Source organism: Sphingomonas hankookensis (assembly GCF_022664465.1).
Classification (GTDB): Bacteria; Pseudomonadota; Alphaproteobacteria; order Sphingomonadales; family Sphingomonadaceae; genus Sphingomonas; species Sphingomonas hankookensis.
Genome location: NZ_JAKREV010000001.1, coordinates 600037 through 618171, shown reverse-complemented (window position 1 = coordinate 618171; position 18135 = coordinate 600037). Strand labels below are relative to the sequence as shown.

At 66.7% G+C, this 18135-nt stretch carries 17 protein-coding genes; 6 read left to right on the top strand and 11 right to left on the bottom strand.

The window, feature by feature from the left end; genetic code table 11:
- Positions 1-3: 3 nt before the first annotated feature.
- Positions 4-1800, bottom strand: a complete 1797-nt coding sequence (locus tag MF610_RS02870) for an aminopeptidase P family protein (RefSeq protein WP_242192591.1) — start codon at positions 1798-1800, stop codon at positions 4-6.
- Positions 1801-1885: 85 nt separating this feature from the next.
- Between MF610_RS02870 and MF610_RS02865 the strand changes: the two genes are divergently transcribed.
- A complete protein-coding gene (locus MF610_RS02865; protein ID WP_242192590.1) occupies positions 1886-3943 on the top strand; it encodes a S9 family peptidase in 2058 nt (685 codons plus the stop codon).
- Between the two features lie 142 nt (positions 3944-4085).
- On the opposite strand, the gene MF610_RS02860 is transcribed toward MF610_RS02865, so the two are convergent.
- The 6 genes from MF610_RS02860 to MF610_RS02835 form a co-directional block, all read right to left on the bottom strand.
- Positions 4086-5144, bottom strand: coding sequence for a 5-(carboxyamino)imidazole ribonucleotide synthase (locus tag MF610_RS02860; RefSeq protein ID WP_242192589.1), 1059 nt, complete (start codon positions 5142-5144; stop codon positions 4086-4088).
- Positions 5141-5626 (bottom strand): 5-(carboxyamino)imidazole ribonucleotide mutase, encoded by a 486-nt coding sequence (gene purE, locus MF610_RS02855; RefSeq protein ID WP_242192588.1) that lies wholly within the window; start codon positions 5624-5626, stop codon positions 5141-5143. Before purE ends, MF610_RS02860 begins: the two co-directional genes overlap by 4 nt.
- A gap of 722 nt (positions 5627-6348) precedes the next feature.
- Positions 6349-7035 (bottom strand): 2,3-diphosphoglycerate-dependent phosphoglycerate mutase, encoded by a 687-nt coding sequence (gene gpmA / locus MF610_RS02850; protein WP_242192587.1) that lies wholly within the window; start codon positions 7033-7035, stop codon positions 6349-6351.
- A 35-nt stretch (positions 7036-7070) separates the two neighbouring features.
- Complete coding sequence (locus MF610_RS02845) at positions 7071-7526, bottom strand: GNAT family N-acetyltransferase (RefSeq protein ID WP_242192586.1); 456 nt, start codon at positions 7524-7526, stop codon at positions 7071-7073.
- Complete coding sequence (locus MF610_RS02840) at positions 7523-8635, bottom strand: M14 family metallopeptidase (protein WP_242192585.1); 1113 nt, start codon at positions 8633-8635, stop codon at positions 7523-7525. Before MF610_RS02840 ends, MF610_RS02845 begins: the two co-directional genes overlap by 4 nt.
- Entirely contained in the window at positions 8632-9246 is a 615-nt protein-coding gene (locus MF610_RS02835) for a DUF4136 domain-containing protein (RefSeq protein WP_242192584.1), read from the bottom strand. Before MF610_RS02835 ends, MF610_RS02840 begins: the two co-directional genes overlap by 4 nt.
- Before the next feature lie 190 nt (positions 9247-9436).
- Between MF610_RS02835 and ykgO the strand changes: the two genes are divergently transcribed.
- Positions 9437-9562 carry a type B 50S ribosomal protein L36 gene (ykgO, locus tag MF610_RS02830; RefSeq protein WP_055755695.1) on the top strand — a complete coding sequence of 42 codons (126 nt, stop codon included), beginning with the start codon at positions 9437-9439 and terminating at the stop codon, positions 9560-9562.
- A gap of 136 nt (positions 9563-9698) precedes the next feature.
- Here ykgO and MF610_RS02825 read toward each other — a convergent pair whose 3' ends face one another.
- The 3 genes from MF610_RS02825 to MF610_RS02815 all read right to left on the bottom strand — a co-directional run bounded on the left by MF610_RS02825 (position 9699) and on the right by MF610_RS02815 (position 12284).
- Complete coding sequence (locus MF610_RS02825) at positions 9699-10115, bottom strand: hypothetical protein (RefSeq protein WP_242192583.1); 417 nt, start codon at positions 10113-10115, stop codon at positions 9699-9701.
- Positions 10112-10870 (bottom strand): arginyltransferase, encoded by a 759-nt coding sequence (locus MF610_RS02820; protein WP_242192582.1) that lies wholly within the window; start codon positions 10868-10870, stop codon positions 10112-10114. Before MF610_RS02820 ends, MF610_RS02825 begins: the two co-directional genes overlap by 4 nt.
- A 172-nt stretch (positions 10871-11042) precedes the next feature.
- Positions 11043-12284: a threonine ammonia-lyase gene (locus tag MF610_RS02815; RefSeq protein WP_242192581.1), complete on the bottom strand. Its 1242-nt coding sequence runs from the start codon at positions 12282-12284 to the stop codon at positions 11043-11045.
- A 91-nt stretch (positions 12285-12375) separates the two neighbouring features.
- Here MF610_RS02815 and MF610_RS02810 point away from each other — a divergent pair, with 91 nt between their 5' ends.
- The 4 genes from MF610_RS02810 (at position 12376) to MF610_RS02795 (ending at position 17027) form a co-directional block, all read left to right on the top strand.
- The gene (locus tag MF610_RS02810; RefSeq protein WP_242192580.1) at positions 12376-13356 is read left to right on the top strand and encodes an SDR family oxidoreductase; all 981 of its coding nucleotides are present in this window, start codon (positions 12376-12378) and stop codon (positions 13354-13356) included.
- Positions 13357-13569: 213 nt separating this feature from the next.
- Positions 13570-14451: an NAD(P)-dependent oxidoreductase gene (locus tag MF610_RS02805; RefSeq protein WP_339328511.1), complete on the top strand. Its 882-nt coding sequence runs from the start codon at positions 13570-13572 to the stop codon at positions 14449-14451.
- A complete protein-coding gene (locus MF610_RS02800) occupies positions 14448-16118 on the top strand; it encodes an amidohydrolase (protein WP_242192578.1) in 1671 nt (556 codons plus the stop codon). Before MF610_RS02805 ends, MF610_RS02800 begins: the two co-directional genes overlap by 4 nt.
- A 237-nt stretch (positions 16119-16355) precedes the next feature.
- Positions 16356-17027, top strand: a complete 672-nt coding sequence (locus MF610_RS02795; RefSeq protein ID WP_242192577.1) for a L,D-transpeptidase family protein — start codon at positions 16356-16358, stop codon at positions 17025-17027.
- A 281-nt stretch (positions 17028-17308) separates the two neighbouring features.
- Here the strand turns inward: MF610_RS02795 and ctrA are convergent, their stop codons facing one another.
- Positions 17309-18010 carry a response regulator transcription factor CtrA gene (ctrA, locus tag MF610_RS02790; RefSeq protein WP_242192576.1) on the bottom strand — a complete coding sequence of 234 codons (702 nt, stop codon included), beginning with the start codon at positions 18008-18010 and terminating at the stop codon, positions 17309-17311.
- Positions 18011-18135: the final 125 nt, after the last annotated feature.

Below are 18135 nucleotides of genomic sequence, written 5' to 3'. Positions count from 1 at the left end.
CGCCTAGCCAAGCGGCGCACATTTCGCGGCGAGCCATGCCGCGGTTTCGATGTCGAGCAGCGGCGTCAGCAGTTCCTCGACCCGCGCATGATAGCTATCGACCCATGCCCGCTCCTGCTCGGTCAGCAGCGCCGGGACGATCAGCGAGCGTTCGATCGGTACGAAGGTCAGCGTTTCGAATCGCAGCATCGGCAGGTCGCCGCCGGGCACCGGGCGTTCGACTGTCAGGATCAGGTTTTCGATGCGGATGCCGTACTCGCCCGCCTTGTAATAGCCGGGCTCGTTCGACAGCATCATGCCTGCGCGTAGCGGCTCCATCGGGCCGCCGCCGGGATAGTTGGGCGCGCCGATCCGCTGCGGCCCTTCATGAACCGACAGGTAGGATCCGATGCCGTGCCCGGTGCCATGGGCATAGTCGAGCCCGGCCTCCCACAGCGGACGGCGGGCGAAGCCGTCGATATGGCCGCCGAGCGTGCCGTCGGGGAAGATCGCGGTGTCGATCGCGATATGGCCCTTGAGCACGCGGGTGAAACGGTCGCGCATCTCGTCGGTTACGGCGCCGACCGGCATGACGCGGGTGATGTCGGTCGTGCCGTCGGGATATTGGCCGCCTGAATCGATCAGGTAGAGCTGGCCCGGCAGGATCGGTGCGTTGCTCTCGACCGTCGCCTTGTAATGCGGACTGGCAGCATGGCCGCCGGTGGCGCTGATCGTGTCGAACGACAGGTCGCGCAGGCAGCCGGTTTCGGTGCGCATCGCCTCCAGCCGGTCCGACGCGGACAACTCGGTCAGCGTGCCCATTGGTGCGGTTTCTTCGAACCATTTGAGGAAGCGGACCATCGCCGCGCCGTCGCGCGCCTGGGCGCTGCGGTGACCGGCGATCTCGACCGGGTTCTTGATCGCCTTGGCCAGCACGGTCGGATCGCGCTCGGCGACGATCGTCGCGCCGCTTCTGACCAGCGCGTCGTGGATCGCGGCGACGGCGCGGTCAGGGTCGGCGGCGACGCGCTTGCCGGCGAAGGTGGCAAGGGCGGTGGCGAAGTCGGTCATGGCACGGACCTGCACGGCGTTGCCCAGATGACGCGCGACGTCCTCACCGACCTTGCCCGGCGCTGCGAACAGCTCGGCAGTGCCGTCGGCATGGACGATCGCATAGCTCAGCGCGACCGGCGTATGCGCGACGTCGGTGCCGCGCACGTTGAAGGTCCATGCGATCGAATCGAGTGCCGACAGGATGACGGCATCGGCGCGCCGTTCGGTCAGCCATTCGCCGATTGCGGCGCGCTTGTCCGCCGAAGTGCGGCCGGTCAGCGCATCGTCCTGCACCGCCATCGCCGCGGGAGAGGGGGCGGGACGGTCGTCCCACAATGTGTCGATCGGGTTGGCCGCCACGGGCACCAGCGTCGCGCCGACATCGGCCAGCGCCCGCTCGGTCGCGGCGACCCATTCGACCGTCGCCAGCCACGGGTCGAAGCCGATCCGGTCGCCCACGCGGGCGTTGGCCCGCAGCCAGTCGGCCATGCTGGTCGCCGGCACCTGTACGAACTGCCAGTCGGCGGCGTCGACCTGTTCGCGGACTTGCAGCGTGTAGCGGCCATCGGTGAACATCGCGGCGGTGTCGGCGAGCACGACCGCGCTGCCGGCCGAGCCCTTGAACCCGGTCAGCCACGCCAGCCGCTGCGCATAGTCGCCGACATATTCGCTCATATATTCGTCGGTCAGCGGCACGACGAACCCGGTCAGGTCAAGCGTAGCGAGATGGGCGCGGAGAGCGGCGAGGCGTTCGGCATGGTTGGTCATGGCACCGCTCGTATCAAACGAGACGGTGCCGCAAAAGCACAAGCTCGCTCGACTTCCGCGTGCGCCCGTCCCACATGGGCGTCCTATGACGAAACCCATCCCGCCGATCGCCGAACAACGTGACCATAGCTATGAGCGCCACGGCATTGCCGTGTCCGACCCGTGGGCGTGGCTGCGCGACCCGAATTATCCCAAGGTCGAGGATGCCGATGTCCTCGACTATCTCCGGGCGGAGAACGACTATTTCGATGCGGTGATGGCGCCGCATGCGTCCCTGATCGACACGCTGTTCACCGAGATGCGCGCGCGGATCAAGGAAGACGATGCCACCGTGCCGCAGCGTGATGGCGACTGGTGGTACTGGTCCGATTTCGAGACGGGTGGCGAATATCGCCGCTGGTGGCGCAAGCCCGTTACGGGCGGCGATGACGAACTGATCCTCGACGAACCGGCACTGGCCGAGGGCAAGGAATATTTCCGGCTGGGCGCACTGTCGGTCAGCCCCGACGGGCGGCTGCTCGCCTATGCGATCGACGATGACGGTGGCGAACGGTTCGAGGCGAGGGTCAAGGACCTGACGACCGGCGAGCTGCTGGATGACGTCATTCCGGGCACGCTGTCCGAGCTGGTGTGGACCGCCGATTCGAGCGGCTTTCTCTACGGCCTTGCCAATGAGCAGTGGCGGACGGACAATGCCCGGCTGCACCGGATCGGGTCGCCGATCGAGCAGGATATCGAGTTGTATCACGAGGCCGACGAGGGCTGGCGGGTGTCGGTCGGCGAAACCCAGTCGCGGCGCTTCCTGGTCATTTCGGCGGGGGATCACGTCACCAGCGAGGTGCGGCTGGTCCCGGCCGACGATCCTACCGCCGAGCCGCTGCTGGTGAAGGCGCGCGCGGAAGGCGTCGAATATGATGTGGAGGAGCATGACGGCACGCTGTACCTCCACACCAACGATACCCATCCGAACTTCCGGCTGGCGATCGCGTCGCTGGAGGCGCCAAGCGACTGGCAGGAGCTGATCGCCGCCGACCCGCATTTCTACATGACGGGGGTGACGACCTTTGCGAAGCTGTTCGTGGTCGAGGGGCGGCTGAACGGCCTCGACCAGATCCGGCTGCACGACTACGCGGGCGGCCCGGCGCGGCCGATCGCGTTTCCCGAGGCGAGCTTTGTCGTCGGGCTGGGCGACAATCCTGAGTACGACGTCAACACGTTGCGGCTCGGATACGAGTCGATGGTCACGCCGGGCACGGTCTATGACTATGATGTGGCGAGCGGCGACCTGACCGTGCGCAAGGTGCAGACGATCCCGTCGGGCTATGATCCGGCGAAGTACGCGACCGAGCGGCTGGAGATCACCGCGCGCGACGGCACGGCGATCCCGTGCTCGGTAGTCTACCCGAAGGACTTTCCGCGCGACGGGACGGGCAAGCTCTACCTCTACAGCTATGGCGCGTACGGCTATGCGATCCCGCCGGGCTTTTCGACCAGCCGCATGTCGTTCCTCGACCGGGGCATGGCGTTCGCCATCGCCCATATCCGGGGCGGCGACGACCTCGGCCAGCAATGGTATCTCGACGGGAAGCTGGAGAAGCGGACCAATACCTTCAACGACTTCGTCGATGTGGCGAAGGGATTGATCGCGCTGGGCTTTACCGCGGAGGGCAAGATCGCGATCGCCGGCGGATCGGCGGGTGGCGAGCTGATGGGCGCGGTGATGAACTCCGACCCCGAGCTATGGGGTGCTGTCGTCGCCAGCGTCCCGTTCGTCGACGTGCTGAACACGATGCTCGACGACAGCCTGCCGCTGACGCCCGGCGAATGGCCCGAATGGGGCAACCCGATCGAGGACAAGGCGGCGTTCGAGCTAATCCGGTCGTATAGCCCGTATGACAATGTGACCGCCCAAGCGTACCCGCCGGTGTTCATCTCGGGCGGGCTGAACGATCCGCGCGTGACCTATTGGGAGCCGGCGAAGTGGGCGGCGCGACTGCGGGCGACCAAAACTGATGACAATGTGCTGCTGCTCAAGACCAATATGGGCGCGGGCCATGGCGGCAAGTCGGGGCGGTGGGAAAGTTTGAAGGAAGCCGCCGAGGAGATGGCGTTCGTGCTGTGGCAGCTGGGAGTGGAAGCTTAAATCCTCCCCGCTTTTCGGGGGGGGGGGGGGGCGCTCGCACTAGCGAGTGGTAGAGGGGTGATGCCGCAGGCGGTCCGTTTGCGGCCTTGCCCCCCCACCAGCCTGCGGCCGGTCCCCCTCCCCATCGAAGATGGGGAGGATATTAGCGCGTGACTCTGGTCACATGGCCCATCTTGCGGCCGGGGCGGGCTTCGTGCTTGCCGTAGAGGTGGAGGTGCGCGCCGGGCTCGGCTAGCAGCGCAGGCCACGCGTCCACATCGTCGCCGATCAGGTTGGTTATTTCTACCCGCGTCGCCGTCATCGCGACGCTACCGAGCGGCAGGCCCAGCACGGCGCGGACGTGGTTCTCGAACTGCGAGGTCTCGCTGCCCTCGATCGTCCAGTGGCCGGAGTTATGGACGCGCGGGGCCATTTCGTTGAACACCGCACCGTCGCGCCCACAGAAGAATTCCAGTGTCAGGACGCCGACATGGTCGAGTGCTTCGGCGACCTTGGCGGCGAGCGCTTCCGCTTCCGCGCGCCACGGTTCGATCGCCGGGGCGGGGACGGTGGAGGTGTCGAGGATGCCGGCCTTGTGGACGTTCTTCGGCGTCGGGTAGGTCACGGTTGTGCCGTCGAGGCCGCGGGCGAGAACGACCGAAAACTCGTCCTCGAAATCGACGAACGCTTCGAGGATCGCCGGACCTTGGCCGATCGCGTCCCATGCGGCGTCGGCATCGGTGGGCGACAGGAGGCGGGCCTGCCCCTTGCCGTCATAGCCGAAGCGGGTGGTCTTCAGCACCGCCGGGCAGCCGACACGCGCGATGGCGGCGTCCAGTTCGGCGCGGTCGGCGACCTCGGCCCAGCGGGCCGGGCGGCCGCCAAGGTCCTCGACGAACGACTTCTCGCGGACCCGGTCCTGCGCGACGGCCAGCGAGCGAGCCGACGGGCGGACCTTGTCCCCCAGCGCCTCGATCGGGGCGGCGGCGATGTTTTCGAATTCGTAGGTGACGACGTCCACCTGTGCCGCGAAGGCCTTCAGCGCGTCGATATCGTCATAGGCGCCGCGGCTGTGGGCGAAGGCGATGTCGTTGGCCGGGCCGGTGTCGGGGGCATAGACATGGATGCGATAGCCGAGCTGCGCGGCGGCGACGCCGATCATCCGGCCAAGCTGCCCCGACCCGATGATGCCGATGGTCGAACCGGGGGGCAGCGCGGTCATTGCGGGTCGATCGCCACGCCGTCGGTCTGCGCGGTGCGCCATGCGTCGAGCCGCTCCGCCAGCGCATCGTCATGGGTGGCGAGGATCGCGGCGGCGAGCAGGCCGGCGTTGATCGCGCCCGCCTTGCCGATCGCGAGCGTGCCGACGGGAACGCCACCAGGCATCTGTACGATCGAGAGCAGGCTATCCATGCCCTTCAGTGCCTTGGATTCGACCGGCACGCCGAGCACGGGCAGGCGGGTCATCGAGGCGACCATGCCGGGCAGGTGCGCGGCACCGCCGGCGCCGGCGATCACGACCTTCAGGCCGCGGGCCACGGCGTTCGTGGCATAGTCGACCAGCCGCGCGGGCGTCCGGTGGGCCGATACGACCTTGGTTTCATGGCGAACGCCGAGTTTGGTCAGCACGTCGGCGGCGTGCGCCATCGTGTCCCAGTCGGAAGTACTGCCCATGATGATGCCGACCAATGGTGCGTCGTTCATTGCCTGCCCGTGCCGCCTGGGGAAGCGGGCTGCTTAAGGAACGGGCGGGAACAGGGCAAGCGGAAGGATGCCGTACGGGCATATTCAGGGTCAAAGTTCACAAAGTTCACACTAGTGCTGGTTTTGCGCGGCGGGCGGGTTCGCGGCCAAAGTTCACTAAGTTCACACTCGTGCGCTGTTCGTGCGGGGTGTGTGGCGTTGGTTTCAAAGAGCGTTGGCCGGTGTTGGGGCCGGCGGGGAGTTTGGCGGGGGTGGGCCGTGTAGGAAAGGGGTTTGTTTGCCATGGTGCCCATCCATGACAAGGGAGGGTCCGGTGGGTTGGTCGGCGAGGAACCGGACCCGTGCCACCACCGGCCTACCCACCCCAAACCCCTCCCTTGTCAGGGAGGGGCTCCGTCAGGGCTTTCCGCCCGCACGTAAGCCGCCGTATCCGCTCGCCCCCCGTTTGCTTCGAGCGAAGGTTCGAGCTTGTCGAGAACCGTAGTTGAGAAGGGGGTGCCCCGAGCGACCAAGTTCTCGACGGACGCTTCTCGACAAGCTCGAAGCTGCTCGAACCGAGCGGGGGGAAAGGGTTTTCCAACTCCGTTCGTGCTGAGTAGCCGCTGGGCTTGTCGAAGCGGCGTATCGAAGGATCGCCTAGGATGCTTCGATACGGGTCTTCGACAAGCTCAGCCCCTAACTCAGCACGAACGGGTGGCGTGTTCGTGCAAGGCGGAAGCGCCTTACCGCTCGTTCAGGTAATACCGATCCGTCGGCGTCAGATCGTCGGCCAGCTCGTACACGATCGGCTGGCCGGTCGGAATTTCCAGCCCGGTGATTTCGTCGTCCGGAATGCCTGACAGATGCTTCACCAGCGCGCGCAGCGAGTTGCCGTGGGCGGAGATCAGCACGCGCTTGCCGGCCTTCAGTTCGGGGGCGATGCGGCTGTCCCAATAGGGGAGGACGCGCGCGATCGTGTCCTTCAGGCTTTCGGTCTGCGGAATGTCGATCCCGGCATAGCGGCGGTCGGCAGACAGGTCGTAGGGGCTGTCCGCCTCGGGCAGCGGCGGCGGTACGTCGAAGCTGCGGCGCCAGATCTTCACCTGATCGTCGCCATGGCGGGCCGCGGTCTCCGCCTTGTCGAGGCCGGTGAGGCCGCCATAGTGACGCTCGTTCAGGCGCCAGTCCTTTTCGACCGGCAGCCACAGCCGGCCCATCGTTTCGAGTGCGATGTTCAGCGTCTTGATCGCGCGCGTCTGGAAGCTGGTGAAGCAGACGTCGAAGTCATGGCCCTTGGCGGTTAGCAGTTCGCCCGCCGCCTTCGCCTCGGCCTCGCCCTTTTCCGTCAGGTTCACGTCCCACCAGCCGGTGAAGCGGTTTTCGAGGTTCCAGGCCGACTGGCCGTGGCGGATCAGGACGAGTGTGGGCATGGGGCCTCCATTGCGGTTGTTGCGCGGCACCTATCTCAAAGCGTGCGCGAGAGGAACCAGCTGAAGTCGGTCGCGACATAGCCGCCGAAGGGCGGGCAGGGGACGAAGCCGTTACGGGCGTAGAGCCGGTGCGCCGCGTCGAACATCGGTCCGGTGCCGGTTTCGAGCAACAGTCGGATAAGGCCGGCCGTGTGGGCGTCGGCGACGATGCGGTCGAGCACCGCCTGTCCGACACCGAGCCCGCGTGAAGTGGCATCGGTGCGCATCGACTTCACCTCGCCCGTACCGTCGCCGAGCGTCCGCAGTGCGCCGCAGCCGAGCAGCGTGTCGCCGTCCCATGCGGTGTAAAAGGCGATGTCGGGCGTCGCCAGCGCCGCCAGGTCGAGCGCATAGACGCTGCCCGGCGGCGAGCTGGCGTGCATGTCGGCGAGATGCGCCGCCAGCAGCGTGGCGGTTGCGGGATGGTCGAGCCCGCCAGCGCGGACGATCACCGGGTGAAGTCCGCCAGCACCTCCAGCCAGCTATGCGCCAGCGCCTTCGACCGTTCGGGCGACCAGCCGAATTCGGGGTCCGGATTGTCGTCGTGATCCTTGAACGGCATTTCCAGCGTCATGCTGAGCGCGCCGAAGCGGTTGGCGATCTGGTTGGTCGACATCGACAGGTTGGCCTGTCCGGGCGCGGAAACCGGATAGCCGAGCTTGGTCTGGAACTCGGGGGTCGCCGCCGCCCACGCCTGTCCGAAGGCGGTGAAGCGGGCGCCGTGGTCGTCGGTCCAGTTGGGTATGCCTTCATAGCCGGCGATGAAGTTGGCGGGAATCGCTTCGTCGCCATGGACGTCGATGGCGATGTCGACGCCGGTTTGGTCCATGCGGTTCCGCACGCACAGCACTTCGGGGCTGCGTTCGGGCGTGGGGGCGTGCCATTCGCGGTTGAGGTTCACGCCCGCGGCATTGGTACGCAGATGGCCCCGGAACGAGCCGTCGGGGTTCATGTTCGGCACGCAGTGGAAGGTCATGCGGGTGCGCAGATCGGCGGCGAGCGCGTCGTTCGGATTGGTCAGCTTCTCCAGCAACCCCTCCATGAACCATTCGCACATCGATTCGCCGGGATGCTGGCGGGCATAGGCCCAGACCTGCAACGGACCTTCGCCGAAGGTCAGGTAATCGATCGCGCGGCCGTCGAGGGTCTGGCCGAGTTCGCGGTGGGCGATGCCGGGTTGCGCGGCGATGCGCGCGATCAGGTCGTCGTGGCGCTCCATGGTGTAGGGCGCGAAATAGGCGAACCAGGCGAGGTCGGTGTCGATCGTCGCGGTGAAGGTCAGCACGCCGTCGGCATAGCCGGTATCGACCTGCCGCCACGCATGGCGATCGGTGCTCATGCGGGTACGATAGCCGGGCCAGCCGAACGCGTATGCCGAGCCGCCGGCATTGACGATGCGGAAGGTCAGCGTCCGCCCCCACGCCCCGGCGACGCGGAAGTGGAACCACTGATAGAAGTCGGACTGGTGATCGGCGACGAAGGCGAGGTCGATCACATCGCCCTGTATGGCGACGACGCGAATATTGCCGCTGTCGAACGCGGCGTTGATGGTGATGCTCATTTCACCGTCGTAGTGATTCCGGACTCGCCTGGGAAGTTGCGGAACAGCGCATTGGCCAGTCGGTCGGCCTGAAACACCGGCTGCGCACCGGGCGTGCTTTCCAGCGAATCGGTCAGCGCGCGGCCTTCCCAGATGGTGGTGCTGTCGGCGCGGCGGCGAATCTGTACCCCCAGTTCGGTGCCGACGACCTCGCGCTGACCCCCGCCGATGCCGAAGCCGACTCCGCCGCCAAGGCCCACGCCGCCCCCGCGCCAGCCGCCGCCGCCTCCCCCTGCGCCGAGGCCGATCGACACCGGCGGGCGCTTTTCGACGAAGCCGCGGCTGGCGCGGGTGAAGGTGACGCCGACGATCAGGTCGGACGGCTGGGAGCCCGCACGGGCGAAGCCGAGCTTCTCCATTTCGCGCGCCACGGCATTGCCATAGGTCTGAAATTCAGGCGTCGCCGACATGCCGGTCGATACCGGTTCGACCGAGAAGGTGCCGCGCGCGATCGGCTGGTTCAGGTGGAACCGAGTGACGTCGACCGGGGCGACGCGCGATCCGGTGGTCGTGCATCCCGTGGCCAGCAGCGCCGCGACCGCCGCCACACCGATTCCCAACGCCTGCTTCATGTCGCTCATCCCGTTTATGCCACTGTCCGTATCAATAGCATCAACGCACCGATGCTGCCGATGGGTTCATTGCGATAGTGTTTCGAAGGGCGACTGCGATCCCATCTTGACGCAGGCGGCATCGGGCGATAGCTGGACGCCTCTTTTCCGGCCGTGCGAGCGGCCCTTTTGCCGTTTGAGAGCCGTTCCTATGAAGATCGTCAATTCGCTGAAGTCGCTCAAGGATCGTCACCGGGACAACCGCGTGATCCGTCGCCGCGGGCGCATCTACGTCATCAACAAGACCAACCGCCGCTTCAAGGCCCGCCAGGGCTGATCCGGCGCCGGGCCTGCCGCTGCGGCCGGGTCCGGGTCTTCGGTTTCGAACAGGCATCCGACCCCGGCGGGTCGGGTGCCTGTTCGTGTTGGGTTTCATGGAACGTTGCGGCCATCGTGGCAATTGTCAAATCGGGTCAGGGCGCAGGCGGGGCGGCCCCATTCGGTAGCAGCCTCGGCTCCGTGCATGCGATCAAGATGCGGGGCGTGGTCCTGTCGCCAAAAACCTTGGTAGGATGTCCGGTAGGCAGACCGACCAGTTCACCATGCAGGTTCGGCGGCATCCAGCCGACCGGATAATCCGAACGTTGGACAATCCTTGCCGCGAACGTTCTTTCCCGCTGATAGCGGGCGGCAAGCTGCTCGGCACCGGCGCAGCTTCGAATGGTCGCCATATCGGCCTCGAGCGTCGTCAATGACCGTGCCCGATCCTCCGGCGTCAGTGTCTCAGGAAGTTCGATGGTGAGTTGGAGCAGGTTCGCGACCCGCTTGTCGCGTGGCTCGGTCTGGTCGTCGCCGAACGCGGCCAGCAGCGACAGCAGTGCCGCAATCACGCCGGCACCGTCGCGGCAGGCGCGTCGCCCAGCACTGCCCAGCCGGTAGGTCCGAGCACCTCGAGCGGGCGGAACTTCGTCTTGTACGCCATGCGCGGCGACCCCTGCACCCAATAGCCGAGATAGACGTGCGGCAGTCCGCCGGCGCGGGCACGGCGGATGTGATCGAGGATGATGAAGGTGCCGAGCCCCGACCGGGCATCGTCGTCGGTTTCGAAGAAGCTGTAGACCATCGACAGCCCGTCGGCCTGTTCGTCGGTGATGCACGCACCGACCAGCCGTCCGGGCACGCCGTCGACCGCCGGCTCGCGATACTCGATGACCCATGACGTCACCGGCGAATGTTCGACCATGTCGGCGAAGTCCGATTCGTCCATCGCCGTCATGCCGCCGCCGGGATGGCGTGCCGAGAGGTAGCGGCGCAGCAGGCGGAACTGTTCGTCGGTCGCCCACGGCTTGCAGGCGCGGATGTCGAGGTCGGCGTGGCGGCGCATCAGCTTGCGCTGGGTCGCGTTCATCGCGAAGCCGCCCGCGACGACGCGGACCGACACGCAGGCGCTGCACCCGACGCAGCTGGGGCGATAGGCGACCGACTGGCTGCGACGGAAACCGATTCGGCCCAGCGCTTCGTTCAGTTCGTCGGCGTTCGGACCGTTAAGTTCGGTGAACACCTTCCGCTCCTGCCGCCCCGGCAGATAGGGGCAGGGCGCAGGCGAGGTGACGAAGAAGCGGGGAAAACGAAACGGCGCGGTCACCCAATGCTCCTGCGGTCGGGCAGCTCCCGAATAGAATGCAGTGTCCGATATGGCGATGACAAGACGCGGCGAAAAGCGCGTTAACCACCAATTTTGCCGGGTGGTGCATTCGGCGATCAGGTGCAGGACATCGTCACCCCGGATCAAGCCCGGGGTGACAGGTTGCCCGAGCCTATGCCAGTTCGACCGTACTCACTTCATAGCCCCCAGCGCGCAGGCCTTCGACCAGCCGGTCGAGATGCGCGCGGTCGCGGGTTTCGCATTCGATGTCGGTGATCAGGCCCTTGGCCGGCAACGTCGTGAAGACGCGCTGGTGGTAGACCTCGATGATGTTGACCGCCTGTTCGTGGAAAATCTTCGCGACGTGGAACAGCGCGCCGGGGCGGTCCTGCAAACGGATGCGCAACCGGGCGAGCCGCCCCGAGCGGGCGAGGTCGCGTAGCAGGACGTTGGCGAGCAGCCGGGTGTCGATATTGCCGCCGCACAGCACGACGCCGACGGTCTTGCCCTTGAACCGCTGTCCATGACCCAGCAGTGCGGCGAGGCCGGCAGCGCCGGCGCCTTCGACCACAGTCTTCTCGATCTGGACCAGCAGGCTCACGGCTTCTTCCAGCTGGCGTTCGCTGACCAGCACGATGTCATCGACCAGTGCGGCGACGACCTGTGCGGTCAGGCCGCCGGGCTGCTTGACCGCGATCCCCTCTGCCAGTGTGTCGCCGGCGCAGTCCATGTCGGTGCCGTGCAGGCGGTTGTACATCGACGGGAACAGCTCGGCCTGCACGCCGATCACCTCGATATCACGCTCCGCCGCGCGGGCGACGGTCGCCATGCCGCTGATGAGGCCACCGCCGCCGATCGGTACGACTAGCGTGTCGAGGTCGGGGACGTCCTCCAGCATTTCGAGCGCGACGGTGCCCTGGCCCGCCATGATGCGCGGATCATCGAAGGGATGGACGAAGGTCAGCCCCTGTTCGGCCTCCAGCTTGCGGGCATGGGCATAGGCGGCATCGAAGGTTTCGCCCTCCAGCACGACGGTCGCGCCGTGGCTCTGCGTCTGCATCACCTTCACCGTCGGAGTTGGGCGCGGCATCACGATGGTCACCGGCACGCCCAGGCGGTTGCCGTGATAGGCGAGCCCCTGTGCGTGGTTGCCGGCCGATGCGGCGATCACGCCCTTCGAACGGGTGGCTTCGTCGAGTTGCAGCAGGGTGTTGAGTGCGCCGCGTTCCTTGTAAGCGGCGGTGAACTGGAGGTTTTCGAACTTGAGATAGACGGTGGCGCCGGTCAGCTGCGACAACGTGCGGCTGACGAGGGTCGGGGTGCGTACGATAGAGCCGCCAATACGCATCGCTGCCATCCGCACGTCGTCGACGGTGAGGGGCAGGGCGGGCGGAGCGATCGGGTTGGTAGCCATCGCCGGCGGGTAGCCGATTTGTACCAATAGGGGAACCCATCGGGCGGGGCGGCGTCTCTTGAAGACCCTCCTAGCCGGAAAGCCGAACTCCATGACCGATACCGATCGCCGTACCTTTGTCACCGGTGCAGCCCTTGCAGGCGTGGCGGCCGCCGTGCCCGCATCGGCGCAGGGCGGGGGTGCCGCAGCCCCCACCAGCGCCGCCGCCGCCGCGCATCCCAAGCCGCCCTTTCCGGTCCAGCGCCAGCCCTGGCCCGGCCTCGCGTCCAAGATGACGCCGCGGCCCGACCATGGCGAGCAGAGCTACAAGGGATCGGGGCGTCTTGCCGGCAAGCGCGCGCTGATCACCGGTGGCGACAGCGGCATCGGCCGCGCCGCCGCGATTGCCTATGCCCGCGAAGGCGCCGATGTGGCGATCAATTATCTGCCGGCCGAGGAGCCCGATGCGCGCGAGGTCGTCGCGCTGATCCGCGCGGCTGGGCGCAAGGCGGTGGCGATCCCCGGCGACCTGCGCGACGAAGGCTTCTGCCGCAAGCTGGTGCAGCAGGCGGCGACGCAGCTGGGCGGGCTCGACATCCTCGTCAACAATGCGGCGCGACAGCAGACCCGGCCCGATATCGCGTCGATCAGCGCGCAGGATTTCGACGATACGATGAAGACCAACGTCTATGCGCCGTTCTGGCTTACCAAGGCGGCGGTGGCGATCATGGGACCGGGGGCGGTGATCGTGAATACCTCGTCGGAACAGGCGAGCGATCCGTCGCCGGACATCGTCGATTATGCGCTGACGCGGGCGGCGGTGCTGAACTTTACCAAGGCGATGGCCAAGCAGCTGGCGTCGAAGGGTATTCGCGTCAATGCGGTGGCGCCGGGGCCGTTCTGGACGCCGTTGCAGGTAAGCGGTGGGGCGACGCCCGAGAAGCTGCAGAGTTTCGGTGGCAGTTCGCCGCTGGGGCGGCCGGGACAGCCGGCGGAGATCGCCGGGCTGTATGTCGCCGCGGCCGATCCGGGAATGAGCTTTTCGACCGGGCAGATTTTCGGGGCGACCGGCGGGGGCGGGCAGCCGGCCTGAACCATGCCTTCGTCACTCCCGCGAAGGCGGGAGTCCATACACGCCGTCGTTTGCGATGGTGCCGGGACGTCGGCGTGTATGGATTCCCGCCTCCGCGGGAATGACGATATCGGGTCAAGCCCGGGGTGACGGTTGGGGCGTGTGGTCGCGCCAGAACCTCGTTCAGTCCACTCCGCGCGCAACATCGGCCCTTCCCCGCGGCGCGCGAAGTCCATAGACCGCTGGCCCATGGCAACACTCGCATTCATCGGCACCGGCGTCATGGGCGCGCCCATGGCCGGGCACCTCGTTTCCGCCGGCCATCAGGTCACCGTCTATAACCGCACTCGCGCCAAGGCCGACGCCTGGGCCGAGCAGCATGGTGGGACGGTCGCCGATACGCCTGCCGCCGCGGCGCGAGGGGCCGATGCGGTGTTCGCGTGCGTCGGCAACGACGACGACCTGCGCGCGGTGACGCTGGGCAGCGACGGCGCGTTCGCCGCGATGCGCGAGGGTGCGCTGTTCGCTGATCATACCACCGTGTCGGCGGCGATCGCCCGCGAACTGGCCGAGGCCGGGGCGGCCAAGGGACTGCTGGTACTCGACGCGCCGGTGTCTGGCGGGCAGGCGGGGGCCGAGAACGGCAAGCTGTCGATCATGTGTGGCGGCACGGCAGAAGCCTTTGCCGCTGCCGAACCGTTGATGCAGGCGTATGCCCAGCGCATCGTCCATGTCGGCGATGCCGGCGCGGGGCAGACGACGAAGATGGTCAACCAAATCTGCATCGCCGGTGTGCTGGGCGGATTGTCGGAGGCGTTGCGCTTCGCACAGGCGTCCGACCTCGACCTCGACAAGGTGCTCGACGCGGTGTCGGGGGGCGCGGCGCAGAGCTGGCAGATGGTCAATCGCTGGCCGACCATGGCGCGGGACGAGTTCGATTTCGGCTTTGCGATCGACTGGATGCGCAAGGATTTGGGGCTCGCGCTGGATGAATCGCGGCGCAACGGCGCGACGCTGCCGGTGACGGCGCTGGTCGATCAATTCTATGCGCAGGTGCAGGCGATGGGCGGCGGACGCCAGGATACAAGCGCGCTGGTGCGGAGGATCGCCAAGTGATCCGCCGCGTCCTTACCCTCGCCGCACTGCTGCTGGCCGGGACCGCGCAGGCCGACGGGCTGATCGATAACGTCAACGGCGTGGCGCTGGATTCGCGGGGGCAGGTGGTGCGCTTCGGCGGCATTCTGGTCGATCGCGACGGCAAGGTCGTCCGGCTGGTGCCCAAGGGGGAGAAGGCGCCGAAGAAGCTCGACTGGCGCAGCGACATGGGCGGCAAGATCGTCATGCCCGGCATGATCGACGCGCATGGCCATGTCATGTCGCTGGGCTATCGCGCGCTCGAACTCGACCTGTCGAACACGAAGTCGCTCGCCGATGCGCAGGCTTCGATCCAGTCCTATGCGCGGTCCAACGGCAACCGGCCGTGGATCACCGGCGGCGGGTGGAACCAGGAGGCGTGGGGACTGGGCCGCTTCCCGACCGCCGCCGAACTGGACGCGGCGGCGGGCGACAAGCCGGTGCTGCTGGAGCGGGCCGACGGCCATGCCGTGTGGGCCAACAGCGCGGCGATGAAGGCGGCGGGGATCACCGCCAAGACGGTGGCGCCAGCGGGCGGGCGGATCGAATTGCTGCCCAACGGTCAGCCATCGGGCGTGTTCGTCGACAGTGCCGCGAGCCTGTTCGACGCGGCCAAGCCGAAACCGTCGCCGCGCGAACGCAACGCCGCGTTCCTGAAGGCGCAGGAGACGCTGCTGTCGCTCGGCATCACTGCGACCGCCGATATGGGCACGTCGGTCGACGATTGGCAGGTGTTCCGGCGGATGGGCGATATCGGCCAGCTGCGCGTGCGGATCATGAGCTATGCGATGGGGCTGGAGCCGGCGCTGACCATCGCGGGCGCGGGACCGACGCCTTGGTTGTATGGCGACCGGCTGCGCATGGGTGGGATCAAGCTGTACGCCGATGGCGCGCTGGGATCGCGCGGGGCGTGGTTGAAGGCACCCTATACCGATGCGCCGAAGCAGACCGGGCTGTCGTTCATCAACGATACGACGCTGCTGAACCTGCTGAGCCGCGGCACGATGGACGGGTTCCAGTTCGCGATCCATGCGATCGGCGACCGCGCCAACCGGCAGGTGCTCGACGCGATCGATGAGCTGGCATCGTCGTACAAGGACGATCGCCGCTGGCGGATCGAACATGCGCAGGTGATCGACCCCGCCGACCTGCCGCGGCTGGGCCGCAACGGCATCATCGCGTCGATGCAGCCGGTCCATGCCACCGGCGACCGGACGATGGCCGAAGCGCGGCTGGGGCCGGCGCGGCTGACCGGGGCCTATGCGTGGGCGACGGTGTTGAAGGATGGCGGGCGGCTGGCGTTCGGATCGGACTATCCGGTCGAGAGCCCGAACCCGTTCGTCGGCTGGGCCGCCGCCTTCACCCGCGAGGATGCGAACGGCCAGCCGCCGGGTGGCTGGCGGCCCGAAGAAAAGGTGACGCGCGAACAGGCGTGGAAGGCGTTCACGCAGGACGCGGCGTTTGCCGGGTTCGCCGAACAGAAATTCGGATCGCTGCGGCCGGGGCAAAAGGCGGACTTCATCGTCGTGGATCGCGATCCGGTGGCGGCGACGCCGGCGGAGTTGCGAGTGACGAAGGTGATCGAGACGTGGGTCGGCGGGTATAAGGCCTGGCCGTTGAAGGACGAGCCGAAGGCCAGCGGGCGCTAGTTCGAAAATCCTCTTGGGAACGGGGAGGGGTACCAGCCGAAGGCTGGTGGAGGGGCATTGCTGCGGGCGGGGCGTTTGTGGCCTCCCCCCTCCACCACCGCTTCGCGGCGGTCCCCCTCCCCATGATATGGTGAGGATCTTAAGGGCAACGGCCCCCGTCCCATCCTGACACGCTCCGGATTGGCGGGGTGCGTCGTCCGCCTACATCCCCTACATGGGGTCCCATCAGGAGGATCGATGCGAGCATCTGTGCGAACCGGATTGGGCGTGGTGTTGCTGGTCGGCGTGGTCGGTGCGACCGCTGGCGGGGCGGCGATGCTGCTGGGCGCGACGAAGCCTGCGCCGGTTGCCGCCACCCCGGCGGTGAAGGTCGCGGCGGCGCCGATCGTTCGTCCGACGCCGCTGCCGGTCGCAACGCCGCTGGCGCAGTCGACCCCGGCCTCGGAGGCGATGGTAGTCCGCCGCGTGCTTAACATCGACGGCCCCTTCACCCATGGCCGCTGGGTGTGGGACGAGGACGGCGCGCCGGCCAGCGGCAAGCTGGTCGTCACGATCGACCTCGATGCACAGGTGCTGTCGGTATTTCGCGACGGCTATGAGATCGGCGCGGCGGTGGTGCTGTATGGCGCGGACTGGAAGCCTACGCCTTTGGGCGCGCTCAAGATCACGGAGAAGGATGCCGATCATGTCAGCAACCTTTATGGCGCGCCGATGCCGTATATGCTGCGGCTGACCAATGACGGGATTTCGATCCACGGCAGCGACGTGCAAGAGGGCGGGGCAACGCATGGCTGCATCGGCGTGCCGACCGCGTTCGCGAAGAAGCTGTTCGCGGCTGCGAAGCTGGGGGACCGGGTGATCATCACCAACGGCAAGCGGTTGGGGATGGGTGGGGCGATTACGGCTTGAGGTTCTTCACCGGCCGTATCTCCGCGCGGGCGGGATCCAGAGCCCCGGGCGGTGCGCCCTATAACCCTGGATCCCCGCCTGCGCGGGGATACGGTGGGCTAGTTGGCTGGGCACCTGATACCTGCCAGTATCTATACGCGCCCTACCGTTTGCTTCGAGCGCAGGTTCGAGCTTGTCGAGAAGGGGTTGCCTAAAACGCGCGGGTTCTCGACGGGCGCTTCTCGACGGGCTCGAAGCTGCTCGAACCAAACGGGGAGGTGGCGGCGAGGTAGAGCGTACCCTTACGCGACCGCCACGATCCCCATTTCGTCCGGCTCGCGCAGCACATAGCCGCGGCCCCAGACGGTTTCGATATAATTGTCGCCTTCGCATGCCATGCTGAGCTTCTTGCGCAGCTTGCAGATGAAGACGTCGATGATTTTCAGTTCCGGCTCGTCCATCCCGCCATAGAGATGGTTGAGGAACATTTCCTTGGTCAGCGTCGTGCCCTTGCGCAGCGAGAGCAGCTCGAGCATCGCATATTCCTTGCCCGTCAGGTGGACGCGCGCTCCGTCGACGTCGACCGTCTTGGCATCGAGGTTCACCGAGAGCTTGCCGGTGCGGATCACCGACTGCGAATGACCCTTAGACCGGCGGACCACGGCGTGGATGCGCGCGATCAGTTCCTCGCGGTGGAACGGCTTGGTCACGTAATCGTCGGCGCCGAAGCCGAACGAGCGGACCTTCGAATCCATTTCGTCGATGCCCGACAGGATCAGGACCGGCGTCTGCACCCGCGCCACCCGCAGTTTCTTCAGCACGTCATAGCCGTGCATGTCAGGCAGGTTCAGGTCGAGCAGGATGATGTCGTAATCGTACAGCTTGCCCAGATCGAGGCCTTCTTCGCCCAAATCGGTCGTGTAGATATTGAATCCTTCGGTCGTCAGCATGAGCTCGATCGCCTTCGCGGTCGTCGGCTCGTCCTCGATCAACAGCACGCGCATCGGCCTACTTCCCCCGTTTCGCGGCGCGCTTGTCCCTGAGCGGCGCGCAACAAAAACATTAACGTAAACACCTATGAAGGCAAAAGGTTAATTTTTGCCTAATCGAAAACACTTCGTAAATTCCG